The following is a 21,013-nucleotide window of genomic DNA, read 5'->3' as shown; positions in this document are numbered from 1 at the left end:
GTGGCTTTTGAGAAAGCCCTGCAGGCGACCAGCCGCCGGACGAGGTCGGCGAGGATGCCATCACGTGCTAAGCTCCCCAGAATCCCTGCACGACCGCACGCAAGTCGCAATCACTCAGGAGGTTCGCGATGCCGGACACCACCTGCCACATGTCGATCTCCCTGGACGGCTTCGTCGCCGGGCCGGACCAGAGCCGCGAGAACCCCCTGGGCAAGCGAGGGCTGGAGCTGCACCGCTGGCACATTGGCGACCCGCGGGCCAACGGCGCCGACAAGGTCGCGAACGAGTGGCTCATGCGCCCGCGGGGCGCGTACGTGATGGGTCGGAACATGTTCGGCCCGATCCGCGGGGACTGGGATGAGGAATGGACCGGGTGGTGGGGAGCCGAACCGCCGTACCACGCGCCTGTGTTCGTGCTGACCCACCACAGACATGACCCAATCCAGTTGGACGGCGGGACGACCTTCCACTTCGTCACCGAGGGCTTCGACGCGGCCTACTCCGCAGCGCGCCAGGCCGCCGGGGACAACGGTGTGGACATCGCCGGTGGGGCCTCGACCGTCAGGCAAGCATTGATCGCCAGCGTGATCGACGAGCTCACCCTCGACATCGCACCGGTCCTGCTCGGTTCGGGCGAGCGTCTCTTCGACGGGGTTGAATCCTTCGGCTTCGAGCCCGCCGAGGTGCTTCACTCACCCTTGGCCACCCACATCCGATATCGCCGCGTCAGCTAAGTCCGTCCGCGCCGCCGGCCTCCAGTGCAGCAGAACCAAAACAACCTCCGCCGGCTACCTCAGCGGTCGCGCCGGCTACACCCTTGATGAGACGCCCCGAGGTGCAGTGAGCCGGGCCATCCAACGGAACGGCGGGCCGGGAGGGTTTCGCGGGTTCCGGTGTCCCCGGTGAACGGCGCAGGATCGGTGAATCCGGTGATGCCCTCCAGGGTTCGCGGGACCTCCTCATGGTTGCCGGCGGCACCGGGCTCGCCCCGATGGCCTCGATAGTCGACGCCGCGCGGCAGCAATGGAGCGAGCGCGGCACCGGGCCGCGGGTGGACCTCTTCCACGGGGCGCGGGTCCCGTGGAACCTCTATGACCAGCAGCGGGTCGCCGAACTCGCTTCGAGCGAGCCCTGGTTCAGCTACCACCCGGTCGTCTCCGACGACGCGACCTTCCCCGGCGCCCAGGGCTACGTGGGCACCGCGGCCGCGGCCCACCCAGAGGCACCCCGCCGACTGGCCCTCGTGGCCGGGTCGACGGCGATGGTCGGGCACACCATCAGCGAACTCGTCGCGGCGGGCACGCCGCGCTCCGACATACGGTACGAAGACTACGCAGGCGTCGAGGACAACTCCTCGGCCACCGGCGAAGACCAGGAAGAGGTATACCATGAGCACCGCTAGCCCAGAAGACCGCATCAGCCCTTCCGACATCCGCAACGCTTCGTTCGAGGTGATTGACCGCGGGTATGACCAGCATGCCGTCCACGAGTTCCTTCGGGCTGTTGCCGAGCAACTCGAGGCGGACCAGCGCCAGCCGGGCGCGGTAAGCCCCGCAGCGAAAGACGAGATGGTCAAGGTCATCACACAGGCGCAGATCCTCGCGGAGAAGTTTGTGGCCGAGGCCGAGCAGTACTCGAAGGACCTCGTAGCCAGCGCCCGCGCCCAGTACGGCGAGATCCTGCGCCGTGCCGAGGATTCCGTGGCCACGCGCCAGGCTGTTCCGGCCCCGGAGGCCACGGCGGACGGCTACATCAGCCCCATTCAGGAGATCGAGTACGTCCGCACCTACACCAAAGTGGCCCAGGTCCAGCTCCGCGCCGTGATCGACGCCCTCGCCGAACAGGTGGACCGGCTCGGCGACCTCCCCGTGGCCCGCACTGACCGCCGCAACGAGAACGGCTAGCACCCCGGAGCTAGGTCTTGCCCTCGGCGCGCCTCGCGTCCGAGGGCAGCGCGTCGGAGGACGCCTCAGCTGACGCGCGGTCGTTCACCGGCTGCGCCCGGACGGCGGTGATGGCCGCCGTGTTCACGATCTCCTCCACGAACGGAGCCTGGTCCGAAACTACGGCCCCGCCAGTGACCTACCGACAGTGGCTGACCCAGCAAAGTGTTGCGTCTGCGAGGCTTTCTCAACAGGCAGGCGGCAGCGACTGGCATGGATGACGTCGCGGGTGCGGCTCGAGAGCAGGTATGGCCAGCGCTGAACGAGGGCCTGAACAAGGGATTCGAAGTCCTCTACACCCGGCTCGCCCTCTCCCGGCCGCCGTAGGAGCATGCCGGCAGGCACTTGACCGGGCCGACGCCGGCCCCCAACCCCAGGCCTCCCACCCCGCGCCGCATTCCACGGGCCAGCTTGCCCCGAGATGCAAGGAAACCCGTAGGTTGGCCGCATACTCTCATGCCGTGGCACAGCAGCCCGCATAGGGGCACGCCACAGCGTCGTTCTCCCTCGGAATGACGATTCGCAACCCCAGTGACTGGCTCCATCGTCCGTTGGCGGCGGAGCCAGTCTGACGCGGGCACGTTATCAGTGGGTGCGTGGCTCCGCAGCGTGCTCTTCTTCGTCGGGCTTTTCATCACCCTCCTGCTACTGAACTTCCGCTAGAGTGCAGCACTCCCCTGTGAATCTCAGAGATCCAGGGAGCCCCGACCCGTCGAGCGGGATTCCCCTGTTGGGGCCCATGGCGGACTGTTAGCATGGCCCGGTGGTGACGTTATAGCGCGACTGGAAGCCAGGAGAATCCCCCATGACGGCCCGCCTCAATCCCTATCTGAGCTTCCGCAACAACGCCCGCGAAGCCATGGAGTTTTACAAGGACGTCTTTGGCGGCGAGCTGACCGTCAGTACCTTTGCCGACTTTCAGGCGAGCCAGACCAGCGACTCCCCTCGCGCCGAGGTCAGAGACCTTGGCCGCCTCAAGCCGGTCGAGCCGATGGCCCGACGGATGGGAGTACCCCTCCTCGGCGCGCACCAGGTGTACGTGATGAAGCACGGGTGGGAATACCACACCGCGTGGTGCCAGGTCGTGGCCGACAAATGGGGCCACGTACCCGGAGGACTGCTCGTGACCTTGTTGGCCGACGTCGGTGCGCGGACGCCGTGCCGGGAATGCGACCGGCCGTTGAACACAGCAGGATAGTCGTCTGCGCGAGAAGACCCAAAGCACCCCCTGCCCGAGGCGGTGATCACGCTGACGGTCGTCGGCGTCGCCCATGGAATCCTCTTCCTAACGGCCGGCCCGGAGTATCAGAATCGCTTTCGGGAAACCTCAGTGGAGCCAGCGACCCCGCTTTCGGAGATGGGCCATCGGCCGCTAGGTGTGTCCACCCCGATACGGCTGGTCATTCTGCGCTTCTTGCCGTTTGTTCCTGGGCTGCCTCAATCTTCAAAGCCTGGTCCCCGGCCATCCCCGTCCGAAGGAACAGCTCCCGGGATGCGATTTCCAGACCCATGGCAGTCGCGGCCATATCTTCCAGGGCCTGGTGAATCCGCGCCACAGCAGTCGCATCGGCCGGGCCCGTGTTCGCGCCGGAGGATTGGACTGCCCGCAACGACGCATACCGGGCTACCTTCCTTTTCAGTTCCCCGGCGAGATCCTCGATTTCACCCAGCTGCTGGTCCCGCCAGACACCGGAATCCTGCGCTCCGCTGCGACGCCGAATGGAAGAAGGCAACTGTTCCGGCCCCGGCCTTCTCCGCCCTCTCAGGAACTCGGCCAACTCGGTGGCGAGGTCCTCGAGTGCCAGGGCCGACGGCGACGGCGGCCATCCCTGGCCGGCATTAGGTTGTTCGGCCGGTGGTTCCTCTTCCAATTGCCACCGTACGATGCGCGGAACATCTGAGATGGGTCCGGACCGATGATACGGGTGGGTGGACGCTGGACGGATCATGGGATTGCCTCGCATCACGGGCCTCCTGGAAAGTGCGCTGACAGGATGGCGCTACCAGGGTCCGGGGCAACACACTTATTTTATCTGGCATTGGATCGGGGAGGTAGGCCTGAAAGGACCGGGCCATGGCACTCCCCAGCCGCCGGCAGAATATTCAACAGCTGCCAACCGGTTCCATTTCAGGCGTGCACAAACTGGAGGAACAATGGCTGACGGCACGGGCTCGGGCGCAGGTTCAATGGCGGAAGGGCTGGATGCCAGTCTGTGCAAGGGATTTCTTGAGTCGCTGACGATCTCCGGCGCCGCGATTTCAGTGTTTTCCGGCCTGTCACCCGCGACGATCGTGTGCGCCAGCGACGCGGTGGCGGCCCGAATCGATGAGTTGCAGTTCGACCTCGGCGAAGGGCCGCGCTGGGAGGCTCTGATATCCCGCAGGCCTGTGCTTCTTCCCGACGTGCGGCGGGGGCCACACACCGTGTGGCCGGTCTTTGCCGAATCCTTGTTGGAACTGCACGTTGGAGCCCTTTTCGTCTTCCCGCTCATGCTCGGTGCCCTGGACGTCGGCGTGGCAGAGCTTTACAGGTCAGAACCCGGCCCGCTCAGCCCGGCGGAGCACTCTACGGCCGCACAACTCGCCGACGCCGCGACCTGGCTGTTGCTGCGCCAGCTCCTGACCCTTACCCCGGCGGACGGAGCCGACGCCCCGGCGGATGACTCCCCGCTGTCCCGGCGCGAGATCCACCAGGCCACAGGGATGGTTCTGGCACAGGCGGGTACTTCGGCACGGGACGCACTCCTGCTGATGCGGGCGTACGCATTCGCCCAGGGCCGTACCGTCCGGGAGGTCGCCCGGGATGTGGTCAGCAGGAGCCTTGACTTCACCCCTGAGGGCGACTGAGGTGGGCCCGTACAGGTAAAATCCGAGTATGGCGATGATGGGCCGTGCCGTTCGTGTGAGCGCCGCTTTCGTCAAGATTGCGGACTCCCTTGTGGCGGACTACGACGTCTTGGACCTCCTGCACACCCTGGTGGATGAATCAGTGGGCGTTCTTGACGCCGCTGCGGCCGGACTCGTGCTTGTCGATCCGGCCGGAGACCTTCAGGTGATGGCCTCCACGAGCGAGGAAAGCCAGCTGGTCGAAGTGCTCCAACTCGAGGCCGGTGCGGGGCCGTGTGTGGACTGCTACCGTTCTGGAGCTGTTGTAGCCATCGATGACATAGCGGCCGAAGCCTCACGGTGGCCTCTCTTCCAGTCTTCTGCCCTGTCTCAGGGTTTCCGGTCCCTGCACGCCGTCCCGATGCGCCTGCGCAGCCGGACCATCGGTGCCCTGAATCTCTTTGGCCAAGAGACCGGCCCCCTCAGTGCCGAGGACGCCGCAATAGCCCAGGCGTTCGCGGACGTGGCAACCATCACTCTCCTGCAGGAACGCGCGGCGCGGGAAAACGCCCTGATCAACGAACAGCTCAAGCACGCCCTCAACAGCCGCATCCTGATCGAACAGGCCAAGGGCGTGATCGCCCACACCTCGAATGTCGACATGAACGAGGCGTTCGTGCTGCTCCGCGCCTACGCCCGCGCCCACAACCAGACCCTCTACGACACCGCGGAAAGAATCATCAACCGCAGAATCACCATCTAGCTCCTGACCCCACTTGAAAAGCGGCGGAGCGTCTCAGAAGTGAACAATGCATGGACCACCGCACAGGACCTCAGCGCGACGGGCAGTCGATCCCTTTAGGTCAGTTCCCAGGCGGTTTTCCACTGGCTGATCCCTGCAGCTGCTGGGGTTTTTGTTCGTCGGCATCTGGGACCTGCAAGCCACTGGCCGAAGCCGGCCCCAACGCTGGCGGCAAAGCGGGGCCCGGTCGTTGAATCCGCCCGCCGCTTCTGGTGAGCACCGCCGTCGCCACTCCTCCCAGCAGGAGCAGCCCGCCAGCCACTTCGGTGGCCGAGGGCACCTCCTGCAGGGCCAGCCACGCGGCGCTCATCCCCACGACCGGCACTAGCAGCGTGAAAGGGACCACGGCCGACGGCGAGTACTTGGCGAGCAGCCGGTTCCAGATCCCGTAGCCCACCAGCGAAGCGAAAACCGCAGTGTAGAGCGCGCTCAGGACAGTGGCGGGCTGGAGGTCTCCGATCGTTGCGGTGATGGCATCGGGACCATCGATGATCAGTGAAAGTCCGGCGAGCGGGAGCGGGACCACCGCGCCGGACCAGACCACCAGCCCCAGCCCCGACGCCGCCTTCGCTTTGCGTGCAACCACGTTGCCCACAGCCCACGAAAGCGCCGCGGCCAACACAACGACGAACGGAAGTAGCGGGGCAACGGCACTGCGGCCCACCGCCACTACTGCCAGGCCGGCGACGCCAAGTACGACGCCGGCCAACTGACGCCCGCTGGGCCGCTCGCCAAGGAACACTGCAGCCAACAGAACCGTCAGCAGAACCTGCGCCTGTAGTACCAGGGAGGCCAGGCCAGCCGGCATGCCCAGCGCCATGGCCAGGTACAGCAGCCCGAACTGGCCGGCGCTCATGAAGAGTCCGACGCCGATAATTGCGGTCCAGCTGACATCAGGCTTGCGCACGAAGAAGATCCAGGGGAAGACCACCAGGACAAACCGCATGGCCACGAACAGCAACGGCGGAACGTCGCGTCCGTTGGTGTGGAGGCCCAAGTCGATGGCCACGAAGTTTAGGCCCCACAAGACAGCGACGAGGGTGGCAAGCAAGGAATGGCGAAGGTTCACGCTCCTCACCCTGACAGACAGGAGAATGAAGCACCAGCGTTGATTTACACCGCATAGCATGTAGGTTTGCTTCATGATAGACATCGGAGCGCTCCGGGCGCTGGCAGCGATTGAGCACCATGGTTCCGTCATTGCAGCATCAGAGGTGATGGGCTTCAGCCCGTCGGCGGTATCGCAGCAGATCAAGAAGCTGGAAAAACAGACCGGTGTCTCGGTTCTGGAGCGGCATGGCCGAGGGGTGCTGCTGACTGAACGCGGACTGACCCTGGCCGCTTATGGGCGCCGCATTCTCGCCGAACTGGAGGAGCTCCAGTCCACGCTCCTCGCCGATCCCGCCAAACCGTACGGCCGATTGAAGGTGGTATCCTTCTCCACCGCGTGCCGGGGGCTCGTGGGGCCGATGCTGGGCATGCTGGCTTCCTCCGGAACTGATCTGGACGTCACGGTACTGGCCGAAGACCCACGTGAAGCGGTGGAACGTGTAGCCGGCGGGGAAGCCGACCTCGGCATCGTCCACGACTGGAACTCCGTCCCGCTTGTGATCCCAGAGCACGTGAAGCTCGAGTGGCTTTGCGATGACATCGCTGATCTTCTGGTTCACCGCAACCATCCCCTGGCGAGGAGGGCGGAGGTGGAAGCTGCCGCTATGGTTGATGAGCGCTGGATCAGCACCCCGCACGGCGCCATCTGCAACGAGGCCCTCTTGCGGATTTTTGCCGATCTGGGCCGTGTCCCGGATATCCGGGTCTACGATCCGGACTTCGCAACCCACATCGCGTTGGTGGAGCAAGGGGCCGTGGTGGCGCTCGTGCCTCGTCTCGGCAGGCCCGCACTGCCCGCGGACGTGGTCGCTGTACCGGTCCATCCCGTGCCGGCCCGTCGTGTGGGGATAGTCCACCGCAGGACCATGACCGAAAGCCCGGGCATTCAGCACCTTGCCGGACTCCTGCGCAAGATTGCGGGCCCGGCTGCGGGCTAGAGCGCCGTCGGCGCAAAGTAACACGCGCCCTCCCGGCATCACCACCGGAGACTCTGACGGCCGAGCATCAAGAAATGGAAGTCGGTGGCGAAGCTGCCGACCAGAAATGCCGGGTCGGCGCCGGTCACGAGGCGTATGAGCTGCCGGTGGTTCGGGATCATCGCCGCTCACCCCCAAGGGTACGGAAACTGCCGACAACAGCCCGCAGCGTTGCCGCCAGCCCGTCGCGACCGTCCACCCGGGACGCTTCTCGGGCGGCGTCGGCGAGTGGTTTTTCCCACACGGCTCCGAGGACCGCCCGTTCACCTTCCTCCGCCAGATCGCTTTCGGCCAGGACCTTGAGCACCCTGAGTCCTACCGTGCCGCGCTTCTTGTCCCCGGAATAGACCGCATCGAGGGCACCGCGATAGATGGCGGCTATATCGCAGCGATAAATGGCGTCCCCATCGCCTTTAAATCGAGAGTCCTCCGGGCCCGAGGCCGTTCGGCGATGTCGTCGGCTTAGGCTGTACCTGTGAGCCAACCGCTGGACTAGGGTCCGTTCTTTCACGGCACGAAAGCCAACCTCCGGGACGGAGATCTCCTTACGCCTGGCTTCAGGTCGAACTACCGTCCCGAAGTCGTGATGAATCACATCTATTTCACCGCTCTTCCCAACGGTGCGGGACTCGCTGCGGAACTCGCGGCCGGTGACGGCGCCCCGCGCGTCTACGCCGTCGAGCCGACCGGGGCATTCGAGGACGACCCGAACGTGACCGACAAGAAATTCCCCGGCAACCCCACCCGGTCATATCGCAGCAATGCCCCGCTCAGGGTCGTCGGCGAAGTCACCGACTGGACACGACAGACACCCGAGGCGCTACAGGCGTGGAAAGAACGTCTGGCAACACTCCGCGCGGATGAGCGAGGCGAAATCATCAACTGACGAGGATCAACGACTCCTTCAAAGGCATATGACGTAAGCGGACCCCCTTCGAGGGCGACCGCATCCGCAGAAGGGAGTGCCCTGGATCATACCGGGGCGCTCCCTTTGCTGTACCAGGGCCGCGGAGCTGCCCGGATAGAGCCTCCATATCCGCCGCCCCCGCACTTCCCATCCGGTCATGGATAGGTATGACTGATCCGCCCCAGGAACATCGGCGACGCCCCGGTCCCGGGCAACTCGAAGTCGACGGATTTGTGCGCACCCCCCAGCCGGAGCGCTGTGGTGTTCGAGTGGGACGAGTGGGCCGCCAACGACCTGTTCGACGTCAGGCTTGCCATCGAGCCGATGGCGGCCGCGCACGCCGCCCGCCAGGTAGCGCGGGGCGCGAGCATCGACGGGGGGAATGCCGCCATCGCCGCCTCCCACGCAGCGATCGACCGCGGCGACCCCTACGAGATCGCCGGGGCCAGCACACTCATCCGCGAGCGCGTCGCCGTGTTCTCCGGCAACGAACTGCTCCCTGATGCGAGCCGTCAGCGGTCGAATCACGTAGCTCGTCTACCTGACGTCCCAGCGCGATCAGAACCTCGCCTGCCAACGGCACCAAGACCCAGCAACACCATCGCTTCGGGCAACGAGGAGCTCGCTCGCGGGGTCGCCTTCGCCCACATCGAGGCGGGACGCGCCCCCTCCCTCGAGGCAATCTCCCGGCTCGCGCACTAGGAAACTGCTGAACTAGAGCGCGCTTGCCGTGCGGGCCCTTGGGTCCGTCGCGCGGGGCTCAGCCGTTGTTCGCCGGTTCCGTCGGTTCCGCCCCGCCTTCGGGTAGGTGGAGTGATGTGCGTCTTCGGTCAACAACGACTTGAATCGACCCTGAATCGCTTGCAACAGTGAGGAAATCCACGTGCTGCGACTGGTGCAGTCTCCGTGACGGAGCCCGTATTCGGCCCCCGTCACGGGCCGCCGTCCAGTTTGTAGAAGGCGGCGATCCAGGCCAGTTCGTTCTTGAATCCGCGGATGGTGGTGCCGTCGTCGATGGTGAGGAGTTCGGTTTGGGCGATCTCGGCGAAGTCCTCGAAAACGTCCATGCCGACGGCGGTCGAGAGGAGGGTGTGGTGGGCTGCGCCGGCGGTCAGCCAGGGGTCGGCGGCGGTGGCCGGCCCGGCTTACCGCCTGCCTCATTCGATCCCTTGCCTGACGCGGCGCCACTCTGACATCCTGCTGCTCTGACCACATCCTCCTCCTTCACCATCATCTATGGGCAGGCGCTGTTGACCACTGCCATACTGTGAGAACTGGACTGGAGTGGAAGGGGAGGATGCGCTGTGGGAGCTACCGAGTTTGATGAATTGCTGGTTCAGGCAAAGGCCGCGCTCAATGCCATCGTCAACGGCGACCCGAGCGGCTACAAGACCATCTACTCCGAGGGCGAAGACATCACCCTGGGGAATCCGTTCGGTGGATTCGGGCGCGGCAGGGCTGCAGTCTACGAACAGCTCGAACGGGCGGCGTCCTACTTCCGGGACGGGGCACTGGTCTCTGTCGAAACGATCGCGAAGGGTGTCGGCGAGGATCTGGCTTACACCGTGGAAGTTGAGCGTGTCCGTGTGAAGGTCGGCGGGCAGGACGACCTGAGCGACGTCGCGATCCGCGTTACGTGCGTATACCGACGCGAAGCGGACGGGTGGAAGCTCCTTCACCGGCACGCCGATCCACGAGTGGGGCGACAGACCGCTGAATCCGTGATCCAGCGCTAAACCTGTTTGGCGCGACGTGGCATCCCCGTCAAACTGGCGTTCCGAATCACCCTCCTTCACTAGCGATCGTCGGTTAGAACCAAGGACATAATCGCCTGCCCGCAAGCCGGTCCCCCGCCGCGACACTCTCAACCTCACTAGCCTGGGTGTTGGCATATCTTTTGCGCTAGGTCCGGAATCAATGGATCCACATCGGAGCCTTTTTCGCGGCGCCCACCCTCGTGTTCTGGCTGCAGTGAAGCGTCGTGGGCCTGGGCAGCCCTGGCTACTGATCCCATGGGCCACAGTTGGCGCAGCGGCAGCCATCGCGCGTTGGGCAATCCGCAAAGACGTCATTGCCTCGAATTCTGCAGCTGACCCGGTCTGACTGCCCGCTGCACGATCCCTCTGCGGACGGGTGAAAGCGGCTGCACTAGAGCAGGGAAGGTGTTGTGGCGCGGGAGGCCGGGCTTTCAGTCGACGTGGTGTCCTTCGATTGTTCCCCGTCATCGCCTTTCCAGGTGATGCGGAGAATGCCCTAGCCGCCACCGTAGGTGTAGAAGGTATTGATACGCCGTGTTTGGCCGTGATGGACGAGCGTCGACTCTTCAGAATTGCCCAGATGCATCGCTGTGGGCTGTCCGACCGATGCAACGTCGCCCCTTCAGCGTCCTGAGTTCCCGTGCTGGAAGATGGTCTCCGAATATGCCGGGTTCCCTCCAAGGGGCTACCCTCGCGCTGATGCCCGGCCCCTTTCCCCCGGGGCCGGAGCGCAGCTTCCAGCCCGCGGCGCCTCTCGCGCGGCCCTTGCCATCCCCGCGGCCGTTCGGGATGATGCCTAGGCGCGGTGCTTTAGTGCCTAAGCCGAAGGGGGTCCGATGCTGCAGGCATTTGGTTGGGGTCTGCTAGCCGGGTCCTCGTACTTCCTGGGTGGACTGCTCGCGCTGCGATGGCGCGTTGGCAACAGCGTCCTGCTCGGAATCCTGACCGGGCTCGGCGCCGGCGCCCTGCTCTCGGCCGTCGCCTACAAGCTTGTCGCCGAGGCCGGGCGGCTGGCCGGCGGAAGCGGTTATGTCGGGGTGGGACTGATCGGCGGGGCCGTGGCAACGGCGTGGGTGGTGACGGGTGCCGTGAGCGGCCGGCGGCTGTCCGAACCACCCGTCCATGAGCCCAGGTTCCTTGTGATCGGGCTGTCCGTGGTCGCCGAAGCGGTTGTTATCACCGGGGCGCTACTCAGCGGCTACGGCATCAGTGCCGCGGTGCTTGCCGCTGTCTTCCTCTGTGGCGTGCCCGAGGCCATGGCCGACACCGGACCCCTGCGCAAGTCAGGCATGACCACCCGCCAGGTCATGTCCGCCTGGCTGGCCATGACGTTCTTGTGCGCCGTGTCGGTGGCCTTCTTCATGGTGCTGCTGCGGGCAGCCCCGCCCGAGGTGGTGGCCTTCGCGCTGGCCTTCGCCGGCGGCGGCATCCTGACGAACGTAACGACCCGCATGGTGCCGGAGGGGCTCCGGGACGCCGGCGCCGCCACCGGCATCGCAATCGCCGTCGGATTCGGCCTCTCCTTCGCCCTTGTAGAGATCCTCGGCGGCCACTAGGCCGTCCTTGCGACGGACGATGACAGTTTTTATCACGCCGTGTTCCTTGATGCTGGCATTGAAATCGGGTGTCAGGACCGCGTCTTTGCGGAGTTGATATCCACGGTCCGGCTTGGGCGTCCCCGTGAATCCGCCGGGCCGGTTGCCAGCCGCTTACTCGCGGCCGGGCGCCGAGACGGTCGCCGTTGTGCGCTCGATGACGAGCGCGCTGCGCTGGCTTCCTGCTGCCACCAGGCAGGCATTGCGTTCCACGAACCAGGTTTCATCCAGGAGGGATGCAACCTGGTTCCATGCTGCACGGCCATCCTCCCGGCGGATGGCTGCCTATCCCGTTTGCCTGGAACGGAGATTCCGCTGCTAGAGCCCCCGCAGTCGGCGCAGCAAGAGTGCGACGTGAAGGGATGTCCTGGATTCGGCGTCGTCCAGATCCACCGCCAGCAGTTCCTCCAGCTTGGCCAGCCGCGCGTAGAGCGTAGGACGGCTCAGATAGCCGCTGCGGGCCATCGCCGCCCTCATCCTGGAAAGCGTCCCGGGCACAGCCGGGATCTACATGCCGCCCCCGGGATACCTGCAGGGCGTCCGCGAGCTCTGCACACGACACGGCATAGTCTTCATCGCCGACGAAGTCATGTCCGGCTTCGGCCGCACCGGGACGTGGTTCGCCGTCGAGCACTTCGACGTCGTCCCTGACCTGCTGACCTTCGCCAAGGGAAGACACCGTCAGCCGCATCACGGAGAAGGTCGCCGGGGAACTCGCCGAATGGTCGGCCCGACCTTTGGATCCGATCTATCCGGTGCTCTTCGTTGACGCGGTCGTGGTCAAGGTCCGTGACGGGCAGGTGCGCAACACCCCGTTCTACGTCGTCATGGGCGTCACCGTGAACGGGGAGCGGGAGATTCTGGGGATCTGGGCCGGCGACGGCGGCGAGCGTGCCCGGTTCTGGCTGCAGGTCTTTGCCGAGCTGAAGAGCCGGGGCGTGGAAGATGTGTTGATCGCTGTCTGCGACGGGCTCAAGGGCCTTCCGGAGGCGATCACGACCACGTGGGAGCGAAAGGTGGTGCAGCAGTGCATCGTGCACCTGATCGGCAACAGCTTCCGCCACACCGGACGCCAGCACCGTGACGGCATCGTCAAGGCACTCAAGCCGGCCTACACGGCCCCCTCCGAGCAAGCGGCAAAGGACCGGTTCGCCGAGTTCACGGCCGAATGGGGCCAGCGATATCCGGCAATCGTGCGGCTCAGGGAGGCCTCCCGGGCGGAATTCGTGCCGTTCCCGGAGTACGACGTGGAAATCAGGCGGGTGATCTGCACAACGAACGCGATCGAGTCGATCAACGCCCGCTACCGGCGGGCGGTGAGGGCCCGGGGGCACTTTCCAAACGAGGCCGCCGCGCTGAAATGCCTGTATCTGGTCACCAGGTCTCTTGATCCGACCGGCGGCGGTCGGGCACGCTGGGTGATGAAGTGGAAGCCTGCGCTGAATCCGTTCGCGATCACCTTCGCCGGTAGGTTCGAAAGAGCCATTCACTAATGAAAACCGGCCGGACCCACACACCGTCTATCGGACAGTCCCGTCGATAACCGACTGTAGGGCGTCGGCGCCCTGCTTCATCGCGGCCCGCTCTTCGGCGGCGCTCTTGGACCCCGAAGTTTTCGACGCAGCCGTGCGCCTTTTTTGCAGGCGCGCGGGTGGGCCCGGCGCAGTGTAGCGGCGCTTCTCGGGGCTGGGTGCCACACTTGGCGTCGCGTAAGGGGGCATTGGTCTGCACGGCATGTGTATGGACGGTCAATGACCAGAGTGACTCTGCCATGCCGGGGGGCTTGGGGAGCACTTGCCGCAATCAACGTGGTTGCTGCTCCGTGCCGGATCTGCTGTAGAACCGGTCCACTGCGGTCTGAACCCTTTCAAGAAGGGTATTGGCCGCCGCGGCCCGGTCCAGAAAATACTGCCGCTGGTTCACATCCGCCTCTGCGGCCGCCCCGTGATCTGCCTGCGCGCTAGCGGCCCCCAAGGCGTAAACCAGGATGGCATAGTCATCTTGGCCACTAAGGTCAAGGGTGACGACCAACGGCCCCTCCGATGTGCTCATGGCCTATGCCTATCGTCCGAGGAACCTGTACACGGATCCCGGGGTGCCGGCCGCCTTAGCCCTGAAGGTGCACGCATGGTGCCCTTGTGTTGGAGAGTCCGGTCCAACAGGCGGAAAGATTGCGGCCGGGATTCCCGACCGCTGGTCCGTCTGCCCGGACGGCTTCCTGCAGCGGCACCGCCCCCATGCCCGCTGGAGGTGGTGGTCAGGGTTGGACGGCGTCAAAGAAGCGAAAGTCTGAAGGGGTTCCAGTGCCCAGGGCTTCGCGTGCCTTGGCCTGAATGAATTGCCTGTCCTCTTCCGTGAGCACTGCTTCGCCATGCATATCGGTGTCGGCTTTCTCACTTGTTTCCTTGTTGAAAATGGCCGCTAGGGTGCGTGGCAAGACCATGCAACCGGGGTTGTCCATCAGCCACTGCTGCGTGGTCGGATCGAGCCGGTTCCATTGTTCCTTGATATGCATATGAGTCACTGCTGCCTCTCGGGCATCGGTTCAACAAAGAGACCTGTCAGACCGTTGTCAGCAGGGGAATGCGTGCCATGCCATCGGGCTGTCCGTTACGGAACGTCGATGCCGCCTAACCCCCTTGGACTTGAGGCAGGACCGGGAGGAAACATCCGGACGGTGAGGATGCGTCTGGATTGGTGCACGAGGGGCACTTGTGCCGACAGGACTGAAGTCCCCCACCGGAGTCCGCTCCCCCTAATCAAACCTTACGTTCCCCAAGGTAGAAAAGAACGTCAGTCAACTTGACAAATTACCTGTCAAGTTAGGGCTCAACGCCGGCAAAAGCGCATTGTACTGATCTTCGCTGACGCCTGTATCTTCTCTCCGGGCGTCCTGCGCTGCCGTACTCCAGGCGGACGGCCACTAGCTGGTTCGCGTCCGGCCAATTCATGAAACACGTGCTCACAGCCGTCGGTTCCACTGCCTGATGACCACAAAACGGATCGACGACGGCCAAGGTGAAGAACAGGCCGTGGTCGTCATGTCAATAACCGCTCTGTCGGGCAAGGACAGACCAACCACGGCGGGAACGGCGCAGATGAAGGTCACGATCCCGCCCACCACGCTGCCGTTCGACATTCGGACGGGCGACTTGGCCATGACCCGCAAAAAAGGACAGCACAACGCGCCCGAAAATCATGTCAGATAGCACTCGTCGATGCGCGAAGTCGTGTGAGCAGAACTGGTCTTCAACCGCAAAGACTATTCGCGTCACGTGTCATGCATTTCCCGGCGACGGCTTGCCTCGGCAGCAAGCCTCGGGTTCAACGCTTCTTGCCCCCAACACCCGGCACGGACGCGACTTGCTTCATCCACGCCGCGATCTGACGTTCGTCGATGTCGTCCACAGATTCGAGCTCCACACCCCGCGTCGACTTGCCCATCCCCACCGGTGACACCGGCGGTACAGGCTCGAGCGCCACGCCATTGATAAACATGAGCTTCACGTGGCCGGCAAAACCGCCGCAGCTGAAGCACCACCCCTCGCCGACGCCGTAGTACGACATGCCCCACTTCACGGAGCGCCGGAGGTCGGGCAGCGTCTTCGCCGCCAGCACATCGACCGCTTCCGCGATGCCGCGCTGCGGCTGCGGCAGGCTGGCGATATAGGCGAAGACCGGCTTGTCGCCGACCGCCGCTTTCGCGGGGCTGGCCCTGCCGGTCATGGCCTCCGGCAGAGTAATGACGACATCGACATGTGCCGCTGTGCCCGTGGCGGGCCTTTCGGACTCCCTCTTACCGGTCTCCCTGCTGGCCATGCAGAGCAATATTCCTCACGCATCGCGAGAAGGAGCTGGCGAGTATCTCCGACCCAGACGACCACCCACCAAGCCTCGAGGTCCAAGCATGCCGTAACGGCGTTTCTCGGGGCTGCGCGTCCCGCTTGGCGTCGCGTAAAGAGGGATCCCGGGACAATCCAGTTCTTCGATGACCAGGGCACCCACATCACGTCCTACCCCCACCCACAGGCCGGGACCAAAACAGTCGGAAACGGCAAGCCCCCCGGACGCACCGTCAAAAACAACCCGCAACCGTCACCAATGTCCCGATACAGAACCGTCACCCATGCCCCGAGACACCACACGACCCGATCCAAAGCCTAGGGTGCGCACAATGTACACACGCCAAATTGGCTAGCTCCAAGGATTAGGACGAGGCCGTGCCTGCCCTAGTGCCCCCATACGCTTGAACAGTCACTGATAGCAGCCAATGAGTCAAGCGGCTGCTCGGGAGGACCTGATTCGGGAGTTCCTATGAGTCTCTGGCTTCCGGCAATCGGGCTTCCGATTTCTATCAGGACCGGATCGAAGGCGAGCCCGGCGGGGTGGTTGTGGAGGGTTCCGCCTGGACTGGCCGGGCCTCCGGCGCGGTCGCTTCCGCACGATCCGGCGCCGGCTCGGCCGCGTGTAGCACACGCCACACGGCTACCCCGGCGAGCACGGCCGCAATGGCGGCGCCCACGATTAGCCACGGTTTCCCTGTCCAACGTCCTTTGGGTTTGTGAGTGACCCGCGCTTCCACTTCGGGAATGATCCGCGCAATGCGCTCGTGGACCCGCGGGGTGACCGCTTCCACTCCCCCGGCCAGCTCGTCGGCAATGGACCTCAACGTGGCTTGGAGCCGGGGCGACGCTACGTCGATGCCAGCATCAATTTGTCCCAGCGCACGGCGGAGGGCGGCTTCGACGCCGGGTGTCGCCCATTCCCTGCCCTTGGCCAGACGGTCTATAAGGTTTTCTTCGAGATGACGGGCTTGAACCGCCCGGTCAGGTTTTTCGGACACACGCACAGTGGCCTCCACAGATCGATAAGTGTGAGGCACAGCCTAGAGTTTGATCCGTGTGAAGAACAGCCTTGATTTTCAACCGCGTCTGCACCTTCCGTGCAGGATCGCCGGCATGCGTCGGCTATTTCAGTGGGGGACGGCCGAGGCCTCTCCCCTCTGCGTTCCGCTCCTCAGCGCAACATCCATGTTGGGCATGGCAAGTATCTGTGGGCAGACGGGCGGCCTCTTGTATTTGTCGATGGTTCGAGCCCCATGGTGAGACTTTATTAGAGCCACACCGGATACTGCATCGTCATGGAATGCGGCGCTTGCCTTTGCCGCGGCGTGGGTGGCCGGACGCGACTAACCGCGCAGCGTGGCGTACCGCTGGAAAAACAGGGCCAAAGACTCGGCCAGGGCGCTCATCTCGCCCGGATCGACGCTCTCGTTCGGTGCGTGGATGAGCGCGAGTGGTTCCTCGACGCCCAGCAGGATGATCTCCGCGTCCGGGTAGGTGTCGGCGAACACGTTGCACAGCGGGATCGACCCGCCTTGCCCCAGGGTTGTCATCGGTCGTCTGTAGGCCTCGGACATCGCTGCGCTCATTGCTTCAAAGGCCGGACCGCCGACCACTGCTTGGAAAGGTGATCCGATAGCCTCCAGGTCCACGGTGACTCGGACTTTCCAAGGTGCGGCGGCCTTGAGATGGTCGACCAACGCCCTGTGGGCGTCGACGGCCGCCATGCCTGGCGGGACGCGCAGGTTAAGGCGAGCGGACGCGCGCGGCACGATCGCCGCCGTCGAACCTGTCACCGGCGGGCAGTCGATGCCGAGCACGGTGAGCGCCGGACGTGCCCAGAGCATGTCGGACACGCTGCCGTCGCCCAGAAGCGCGACACCCTCAAGCACTCCGGCGTCGGATCGGAACTGTTCGGGCGGATAGGGCGCGCCGGTCCAGGTCTGGGTGTTGTCCAGCCCGGTGACAGTGGTGTTGCCTTGTTGGTCGCGCAGTGATGCCAGCATCGAGATCAACGCAGCGAGCGCATCTGGGGCTGCACCGCCGAACATGCCGGAGTGGAGTTCGGATGCCATGGCCTCCACGCTCACGACAACGTTGACCATCCCACGCAGGGTCACGGTCGCCGCGGGGTGTCCCACGGCGGCGTTGCCGGTGTCGCAGACGAGGATGGTATCGGCACTGAGCAGCCCGGGGTGACTCGCCACGAATGCCTCGAGGCCGCCGGTACCCTGCTCCTCCGAGCCTTCAACTACCAGCTTCAGGTTCACCGGCACGTCGTTGCCGAGCGCTCTCAATGCGAGCAGATGGGCGAGGATGTTGCCCTTGCAGTCGGCGGCGCCGCGTCCGTACCAGCGGCCGTCTACCTCTGTGAGTTCGAAGGGCGGCGTGCGCCATGCGGCATCATCGAGGGGTGGCTGCACGTCGTAGTGCGCGTAGAGGAGCACAGTGGGCGCATCCGGATCCGGGCCGGGTCGCGAGCCGACCACCGCGTCGGAGCCGTCCGGCGTCCGTTCGAGGTGGACATCTGAAAAACCGAGCCCGGCAAATTTATCGAGCACCCACTGCGCCGCCCTGGCGCATTCCTCAGCGGGAAACTGCCGCGGGTCCGCCACCGACCGGATGGCCACGAACTCGGCCAGCTCCTCCCGTGCCGGACGCATCAGATCGGTGATGCGTGAGCGCAGGTCCACGGTTTACGCACCACCCGTGTGGTACGTCTTGAGGCCGTCGATGAACTGCTGGAACTCAGCCAGCTTGTCCGGGCAGTAGACCTTGATAATCGCGAGTTCGCCTAAGGCAATCTTGGCGTTCGCGATCACCGGCCTGTTTCCGGGCCCGGTGGCCCCGTTCGTCAACTGGCTCAGGAAGGTGGCCCGGCTCAGCGCGTCGTTGGGGTTCGCGCAGACTGCGCCGCCGTCGTCGCCAAGCACCCGGGCTATCTGCTCGCGCGAGGGGGCCGTCCCCCCGGCCGCATCGATCGTCGCTATCAGCTGGTCGGCCTTCGCCAGCGACTGCTGCGTCTCCCTCGCCTGCCTGAATGTCAGCAGCGCGACAACGGCGAACACCACGAGCAGGATCATGGAAACGATGTAAAGGACCGAGCGGCCGCGCTTGGTTGAGGACTCCATATGCGTGCTCATGACCTCGGAACCTCCGTCTGCGTTTCTTGGTCGGGCAGCTTCCAGGAGGGCTTGCGCAACTTGTAAAACAGGAAAGGCACGAGCAAGCCGAGCCCCAGCGCGCCGCCGCCGACGATCAGGAAGTAGACGAGCGGATCGCCGTTGCCGAACTGCGACGGCGGGACGAACCCGACGAGCAGTGCCGCCAGGGAGGCGGTGAATCCGACGCCGCACAGCGCCATCAGCATCGGTGCCCGGAAGCCACGCGGGTGGTCCGGGTCGTTGCGCCGGAGCCGGATCGCGGCCACGAACATCAGCAGGTACATGATCAGGTAGACCTGGGTGGTGATCACCGAGAAGATCCAGTACGCGCTGGAGACATCCGGGATCAGCGCGTAACCGAGCGCGATCACGGTGGTGATGAGTCCCTGGACGACCAGAAGGTTTTGCTGGACGCCGTTCTTGTTCAGCTTTTGCAGGAACGGCGGGAGGTAGCCTTCCTCCCGCGAGATCAGCAGCAGGCCCTTGGACGGACCGGCCAGCCAGGTCAGCATGCCGCCGAGGGCAGCGGCGACCAGCATGATGCCGAGGATCGGCGTCAGCCCTTGCATATTGAACGAGGCCAGCACCGCGTCGAAGGCCTGCATGACACCTGCGGTGAGGGAGAGCTCCTCGGCCGGGACGATCCAGCTGATCGCCAGTGCCGGCAGGATAAAGATGAGCAGTACGAGTCCCATGGCCAGGAACATCGACTTCGGGTATTCTTTGCCGGGGTCTTTCAGGGAGGACACGTGCACCGCGTTCATCTCCATGCCGCTGTAGGACAGGAAGTTGTTCACGATCAGCACGAGGCTGGCCAGCCCGGCCCACTCGGGGAAGAAGTTCGCCGCGGTCATCGGAGCCGCCGACGGATTGCCCTGGCCAAGGAAGACGGCGCCCAGGATCACGAGCAGCGCGCCGGGGATCAGGGTGCCAATAATGAGGCCGCCGCTGGCCAGGCCTGCCACGCCCTTCGTGCCGCGCGATGAGACGTACACACCGGACCAGTAAGCAACCACAATCACCAAGGCTGTCCACACACCGTTGCTGGCCAGCGCCGGGTTGAAGACATAGGCGAGCGTGCTCGCGACGAAGCCTAGCAGGGTTGGATAGTAGAAAATCGTCATCGCGAACTGGCACCACACCGCCAGGAAGCCCATCGGTTTGGAGATTCCGGACGATACCCAGTTGTAGATGCCGCCCTTCCACCCGGACGCCAACTCGGCGGACACGAGGGAGGTGGGCAGCAGGAAGACAATCGCGGGAACCACATAGAGGAAGACTGAAGCGAGGCCGTAGACGGCCATGGTCGGGGCCGCGCGGAGGCTGGCCACCGAACTCGTGGTCATCAGCGCCAACGCCACCCAGGAGATCCACACGGCCGGAGGCGCCTTCGGCCTGGTCACTGCCTGCTCGCTCACTTTAGACACACCTTGCGGTGCACCGTGGTCAGTGCCACGGGCCGTGCGGGAGAATACCGCCTGAGGCGAGTAGTTGACGGTTGGAACATGCCACAGCCCCCTATCACACAAAGTGCTCGGTGCGTACAGCATGGACCTTGGAATTCGCCGGGAGTAGTCTCTATCTCCTCTTTACGTCAAGTCGCCGCGGTGCTAGTTTGCGCGGCTCTGAGCGCGTCCAGAGCAGGGCAGCGGTCAGGGCCCAAGGCAAGAACGACCTCCAGCGCTGCGGCGGTGGCGGGTGTATCGGCCGTTCTGGTGGCGGATGTCACCACCACCGGCGGGTGGCAGTCAGAGGGCTGGGAGAACGTCCATGACAACATTCTCACCGCACGTCGGTAGCCAGCTTCCAGCGGCTCCAACCGGCGTAGGGTTTGCGGGCGTGGTCGGACAGTTGGGCTGCCTTTAGGGCGAAATTGTCCGGGCCGTTGGACTGGCCGGACTTACAGTGGAAAAACACCTCGGCGGTGATCGCATCGAAACAGGCGCCACGGATGCAGAACCAGAGCGTGGTGGTGTCGTCCACGAAGTGGGTGCCGTACCCGAAAAGTTCCCTGTTCCGGTCACTGATGCGGCCGACGGTGAGGATGATTTAGGGCCACGATCCGGCGTCCCATCCCTCGCTGCCCCGGT

At 64.7% G+C, this 21,013-nt stretch carries 24 protein-coding genes and 5 pseudogenes; 15 read left to right on the top strand and 14 right to left on the bottom strand.

The window, feature by feature from the left end:
• Positions 1-128: 128 nt before the first annotated feature.
• The 3 genes from LDO15_RS09880 (at position 129) to LDO15_RS09870 (ending at position 1,904) form a co-directional block, all read left to right on the top strand.
• Positions 129-734, top strand: a complete 606-nt coding sequence (locus tag LDO15_RS09880) for a dihydrofolate reductase family protein (RefSeq protein ID WP_223986518.1) — start codon at positions 129-131, stop codon at positions 732-734.
• A gap of 227 nt (positions 735-961) precedes the next feature.
• Positions 962-1,402, top strand: a complete 441-nt coding sequence (locus LDO15_RS09875; RefSeq protein ID WP_223986516.1) for a hypothetical protein — start codon at positions 962-964, stop codon at positions 1,400-1,402.
• The gene (locus LDO15_RS09870; protein ID WP_223986514.1) at positions 1,389-1,904 is read left to right on the top strand and encodes a DivIVA domain-containing protein; all 516 of its coding nucleotides are present in this window, start codon (positions 1,389-1,391) and stop codon (positions 1,902-1,904) included. The genes LDO15_RS09875 and LDO15_RS09870 overlap by 14 nt, the downstream gene beginning before the upstream one ends.
• Positions 1,905-1,914: 10 nt before the next feature.
• Here the strand turns inward: LDO15_RS09870 and LDO15_RS23370 are convergent, their stop codons facing one another.
• Positions 1,915-2,043: a hypothetical protein gene (locus tag LDO15_RS23370; RefSeq protein WP_263428355.1), complete on the bottom strand. Its 129-nt coding sequence runs from the start codon at positions 2,041-2,043 to the stop codon at positions 1,915-1,917.
• Between the two features lie 705 nt (positions 2,044-2,748).
• Between LDO15_RS23370 and LDO15_RS09865 the strand changes: the two genes are divergently transcribed.
• A complete protein-coding gene (locus LDO15_RS09865; protein ID WP_223986512.1) occupies positions 2,749-3,141 on the top strand; it encodes a hypothetical protein in 393 nt (130 codons plus the stop codon).
• Positions 3,142-3,343: 202 nt separating this feature from the next.
• Here the strand turns inward: LDO15_RS09865 and LDO15_RS09860 are convergent, their stop codons facing one another.
• Positions 3,344-3,892 (bottom strand): hypothetical protein, encoded by a 549-nt coding sequence (locus tag LDO15_RS09860; protein WP_223986510.1) that lies wholly within the window; start codon positions 3,890-3,892, stop codon positions 3,344-3,346.
• Between the two features lie 205 nt (positions 3,893-4,097).
• Here LDO15_RS09860 and LDO15_RS09855 point away from each other — a divergent pair, with 205 nt between their 5' ends.
• Positions 4,098-4,790 (top strand): GAF and ANTAR domain-containing protein, encoded by a 693-nt coding sequence (locus LDO15_RS09855; RefSeq protein WP_223986507.1) that lies wholly within the window; start codon positions 4,098-4,100, stop codon positions 4,788-4,790.
• A gap of 28 nt (positions 4,791-4,818) precedes the next feature.
• Positions 4,819-5,532, top strand: a complete 714-nt coding sequence (locus tag LDO15_RS09850) for a GAF and ANTAR domain-containing protein (RefSeq protein ID WP_223986504.1) — start codon at positions 4,819-4,821, stop codon at positions 5,530-5,532.
• A 100-nt stretch (positions 5,533-5,632) separates the two neighbouring features.
• Here LDO15_RS09850 and LDO15_RS09845 read toward each other — a convergent pair whose 3' ends face one another.
• Positions 5,633-6,640 carry an EamA family transporter gene (locus tag LDO15_RS09845; protein WP_223986501.1) on the bottom strand — a complete coding sequence of 336 codons (1,008 nt, stop codon included), beginning with the start codon at positions 6,638-6,640 and terminating at the stop codon, positions 5,633-5,635.
• A gap of 73 nt (positions 6,641-6,713) precedes the next feature.
• Here LDO15_RS09845 and LDO15_RS09840 point away from each other — a divergent pair, with 73 nt between their 5' ends.
• A complete protein-coding gene (locus tag LDO15_RS09840; protein ID WP_223986498.1) occupies positions 6,714-7,619 on the top strand; it encodes a LysR family transcriptional regulator in 906 nt (301 codons plus the stop codon).
• 157 nt (positions 7,620-7,776) lie between these two features.
• Here LDO15_RS09840 and LDO15_RS09835 read toward each other — a convergent pair whose 3' ends face one another.
• The gene (locus LDO15_RS09835; RefSeq protein WP_223986495.1) at positions 7,777-7,965 is read right to left on the bottom strand and encodes a hypothetical protein; all 189 of its coding nucleotides are present in this window, start codon (positions 7,963-7,965) and stop codon (positions 7,777-7,779) included.
• A gap of 168 nt (positions 7,966-8,133) precedes the next feature.
• Between LDO15_RS09835 and arr the strand changes: the two are divergent.
• Both arr and LDO15_RS09825 read left to right on the top strand, forming a co-directional pair.
• Positions 8,134-8,544 (top strand): annotated as a pseudogene (gene arr, locus LDO15_RS09830) (NAD(+)--rifampin ADP-ribosyltransferase).
• Positions 8,545-8,823: 279 nt separating this feature from the next.
• Positions 8,824-9,267 (top strand): FCD domain-containing protein, encoded by a 444-nt coding sequence (locus LDO15_RS09825; RefSeq protein ID WP_223986493.1) that lies wholly within the window; start codon positions 8,824-8,826, stop codon positions 9,265-9,267.
• A 230-nt stretch (positions 9,268-9,497) separates the two neighbouring features.
• Here LDO15_RS09825 and LDO15_RS09820 read toward each other — a convergent pair.
• Positions 9,498-9,701: pseudogene (locus tag LDO15_RS09820) on the bottom strand (L-arabinose isomerase); the annotation flags it as partial.
• A gap of 168 nt (positions 9,702-9,869) precedes the next feature.
• On the opposite strand from LDO15_RS09820, the gene LDO15_RS09815 reads away from it, so the two are divergent.
• Both LDO15_RS09815 and LDO15_RS09810 read left to right on the top strand, forming a co-directional pair.
• The gene (locus LDO15_RS09815) at positions 9,870-10,301 is read left to right on the top strand and encodes a nuclear transport factor 2 family protein (RefSeq protein ID WP_223986491.1); all 432 of its coding nucleotides are present in this window, start codon (positions 9,870-9,872) and stop codon (positions 10,299-10,301) included.
• A gap of 857 nt (positions 10,302-11,158) precedes the next feature.
• A complete protein-coding gene (locus tag LDO15_RS09810) occupies positions 11,159-11,878 on the top strand; it encodes a hypothetical protein (protein WP_223986490.1) in 720 nt (239 codons plus the stop codon).
• 357 nt (positions 11,879-12,235) lie between these two features.
• Here LDO15_RS09810 and LDO15_RS09805 read toward each other — a convergent pair whose 3' ends face one another.
• Positions 12,236-12,382: a helix-turn-helix domain-containing protein gene (locus LDO15_RS09805; protein WP_223987248.1), complete on the bottom strand. Its 147-nt coding sequence runs from the start codon at positions 12,380-12,382 to the stop codon at positions 12,236-12,238.
• On the opposite strand from LDO15_RS09805, the pseudogene LDO15_RS09800 reads away from it, so the two are divergent.
• A pseudogene (locus tag LDO15_RS09800) lies at positions 12,381-12,590 on the top strand (aminotransferase class III-fold pyridoxal phosphate-dependent enzyme); the annotation flags it as partial. The gene LDO15_RS09805 and the pseudogene LDO15_RS09800 sit on opposite strands and share 2 nt — an antisense overlap.
• Positions 12,589-13,410, top strand: a pseudogene (locus LDO15_RS09795) (IS256 family transposase); the annotation flags it as partial. The pseudogenes LDO15_RS09800 and LDO15_RS09795, both read left to right, overlap by 2 nt.
• Positions 13,411-13,720: 310 nt before the next feature.
• On the opposite strand, the gene LDO15_RS09790 reads toward LDO15_RS09795, so the two are convergent.
• Together LDO15_RS09790 and LDO15_RS09785 are read right to left on the bottom strand one after the other, a co-directional pair.
• Positions 13,721-13,969: a hypothetical protein gene (locus LDO15_RS09790; protein ID WP_223986488.1), complete on the bottom strand. Its 249-nt coding sequence runs from the start codon at positions 13,967-13,969 to the stop codon at positions 13,721-13,723.
• Between the two features lie 205 nt (positions 13,970-14,174).
• Positions 14,175-14,432, bottom strand: coding sequence for a hypothetical protein (locus tag LDO15_RS09785; RefSeq protein WP_223986486.1), 258 nt, complete (start codon positions 14,430-14,432; stop codon positions 14,175-14,177).
• Between the two features lie 472 nt (positions 14,433-14,904).
• On the opposite strand from LDO15_RS09785, the gene LDO15_RS09780 reads away from it, so the two are divergent.
• Positions 14,905-15,126, top strand: a complete 222-nt coding sequence (locus LDO15_RS09780) for a hypothetical protein (RefSeq protein WP_223986484.1) — start codon at positions 14,905-14,907, stop codon at positions 15,124-15,126.
• Positions 15,127-15,241: 115 nt separating this feature from the next.
• Here LDO15_RS09780 and LDO15_RS09775 read toward each other — a convergent pair whose 3' ends face one another.
• Complete coding sequence (locus tag LDO15_RS09775; RefSeq protein WP_223986482.1) at positions 15,242-15,736, bottom strand: DUF1801 domain-containing protein; 495 nt, start codon at positions 15,734-15,736, stop codon at positions 15,242-15,244.
• 156 nt (positions 15,737-15,892) lie between these two features.
• Here LDO15_RS09775 and LDO15_RS09770 point away from each other — a divergent pair.
• Positions 15,893-16,081: pseudogene (locus LDO15_RS09770) on the top strand (hypothetical protein); the annotation flags it as partial.
• Between the two features lie 190 nt (positions 16,082-16,271).
• Here LDO15_RS09770 and LDO15_RS09765 read toward each other — a convergent pair.
• From LDO15_RS09765 to LDO15_RS09745, 5 genes are all read right to left on the bottom strand, one after another.
• Entirely contained in the window at positions 16,272-16,760 is a 489-nt protein-coding gene (locus LDO15_RS09765) for a hypothetical protein (RefSeq protein WP_223986480.1), read from the bottom strand.
• 345 nt (positions 16,761-17,105) lie between these two features.
• A complete protein-coding gene (locus LDO15_RS09760; RefSeq protein ID WP_223986478.1) occupies positions 17,106-18,452 on the bottom strand; it encodes a dipeptidase in 1,347 nt (448 codons plus the stop codon).
• A gap of 3 nt (positions 18,453-18,455) precedes the next feature.
• Complete coding sequence (locus LDO15_RS09755) at positions 18,456-18,902, bottom strand: hypothetical protein (protein WP_223986475.1); 447 nt, start codon at positions 18,900-18,902, stop codon at positions 18,456-18,458.
• Positions 18,899-20,341 (bottom strand): APC family permease, encoded by a 1,443-nt coding sequence (locus tag LDO15_RS09750; protein WP_223986472.1) that lies wholly within the window; start codon positions 20,339-20,341, stop codon positions 18,899-18,901. Before LDO15_RS09750 ends, LDO15_RS09755 begins: the two co-directional genes overlap by 4 nt.
• A gap of 364 nt (positions 20,342-20,705) precedes the next feature.
• Positions 20,706-20,906 carry a hypothetical protein gene (locus LDO15_RS09745; RefSeq protein ID WP_223986470.1) on the bottom strand — a complete coding sequence of 67 codons (201 nt, stop codon included), beginning with the start codon at positions 20,904-20,906 and terminating at the stop codon, positions 20,706-20,708.
• Positions 20,907-21,013 lie beyond the last annotated feature (107 nt).

Origin of the sequence: Arthrobacter sp. NicSoilB8 (assembly GCF_019977355.1) — a bacterium.
In the GTDB taxonomy this organism is placed as follows: Bacteria; Actinomycetota; Actinomycetes; order Actinomycetales; family Micrococcaceae; genus Arthrobacter.
Note: the sequence above shows the minus strand (reverse complement) of the source record. Positions and strands in the feature narration are given on the sequence as shown.

Bases quoted from the DNA above. Each gene is read 5' to 3' on its own strand.
- LDO15_RS09880 (WP_223986518.1), top strand. From the start codon at position 129: ATGCCGGACACCACCTGCCACATGTCGATCTCCCTGGACGGCTTCGTC.
- LDO15_RS09875 (WP_223986516.1), top strand. From the start codon at position 962: ATGGTTGCCGGCGGCACCGGGCTCGCCCCGATGGCCTCGATAGTCGAC.
- LDO15_RS09870 (WP_223986514.1), top strand. From the start codon at position 1,389: ATGAGCACCGCTAGCCCAGAAGACCGCATCAGCCCTTCCGACATCCGC.
- LDO15_RS09865 (WP_223986512.1), top strand. From the start codon at position 2,749: ATGACGGCCCGCCTCAATCCCTATCTGAGCTTCCGCAACAACGCCCGC.
- LDO15_RS09860 (WP_223986510.1), bottom strand. From the start codon at position 3,892: ATGATCCGTCCAGCGTCCACCCACCCGTATCATCGGTCCGGACCCATC.
- LDO15_RS09855 (WP_223986507.1), top strand. From the start codon at position 4,098: ATGGCTGACGGCACGGGCTCGGGCGCAGGTTCAATGGCGGAAGGGCTG.
- LDO15_RS09850 (WP_223986504.1), top strand. From the start codon at position 4,819: ATGGCGATGATGGGCCGTGCCGTTCGTGTGAGCGCCGCTTTCGTCAAG.
- LDO15_RS09840 (WP_223986498.1), top strand. From the start codon at position 6,714: ATGATAGACATCGGAGCGCTCCGGGCGCTGGCAGCGATTGAGCACCAT.
- LDO15_RS09810 (WP_223986490.1), top strand. From the start codon at position 11,159: ATGCTGCAGGCATTTGGTTGGGGTCTGCTAGCCGGGTCCTCGTACTTC.
- LDO15_RS09805 (WP_223987248.1), bottom strand. From the start codon at position 12,382: ATGGCCCGCAGCGGCTATCTGAGCCGTCCTACGCTCTACGCGCGGCTG.
- LDO15_RS09790 (WP_223986488.1), bottom strand. From the start codon at position 13,969: ATGAGCACATCGGAGGGGCCGTTGGTCGTCACCCTTGACCTTAGTGGC.
- LDO15_RS09785 (WP_223986486.1), bottom strand. From the start codon at position 14,432: ATGCATATCAAGGAACAATGGAACCGGCTCGATCCGACCACGCAGCAG.
- LDO15_RS09780 (WP_223986484.1), top strand. From the start codon at position 14,905: ATGACCACAAAACGGATCGACGACGGCCAAGGTGAAGAACAGGCCGTG.
- LDO15_RS09775 (WP_223986482.1), bottom strand. From the start codon at position 15,736: ATGGCCAGCAGGGAGACCGGTAAGAGGGAGTCCGAAAGGCCCGCCACG.
- LDO15_RS09755 (WP_223986475.1), bottom strand. From the start codon at position 18,902: ATGAGCACGCATATGGAGTCCTCAACCAAGCGCGGCCGCTCGGTCCTT.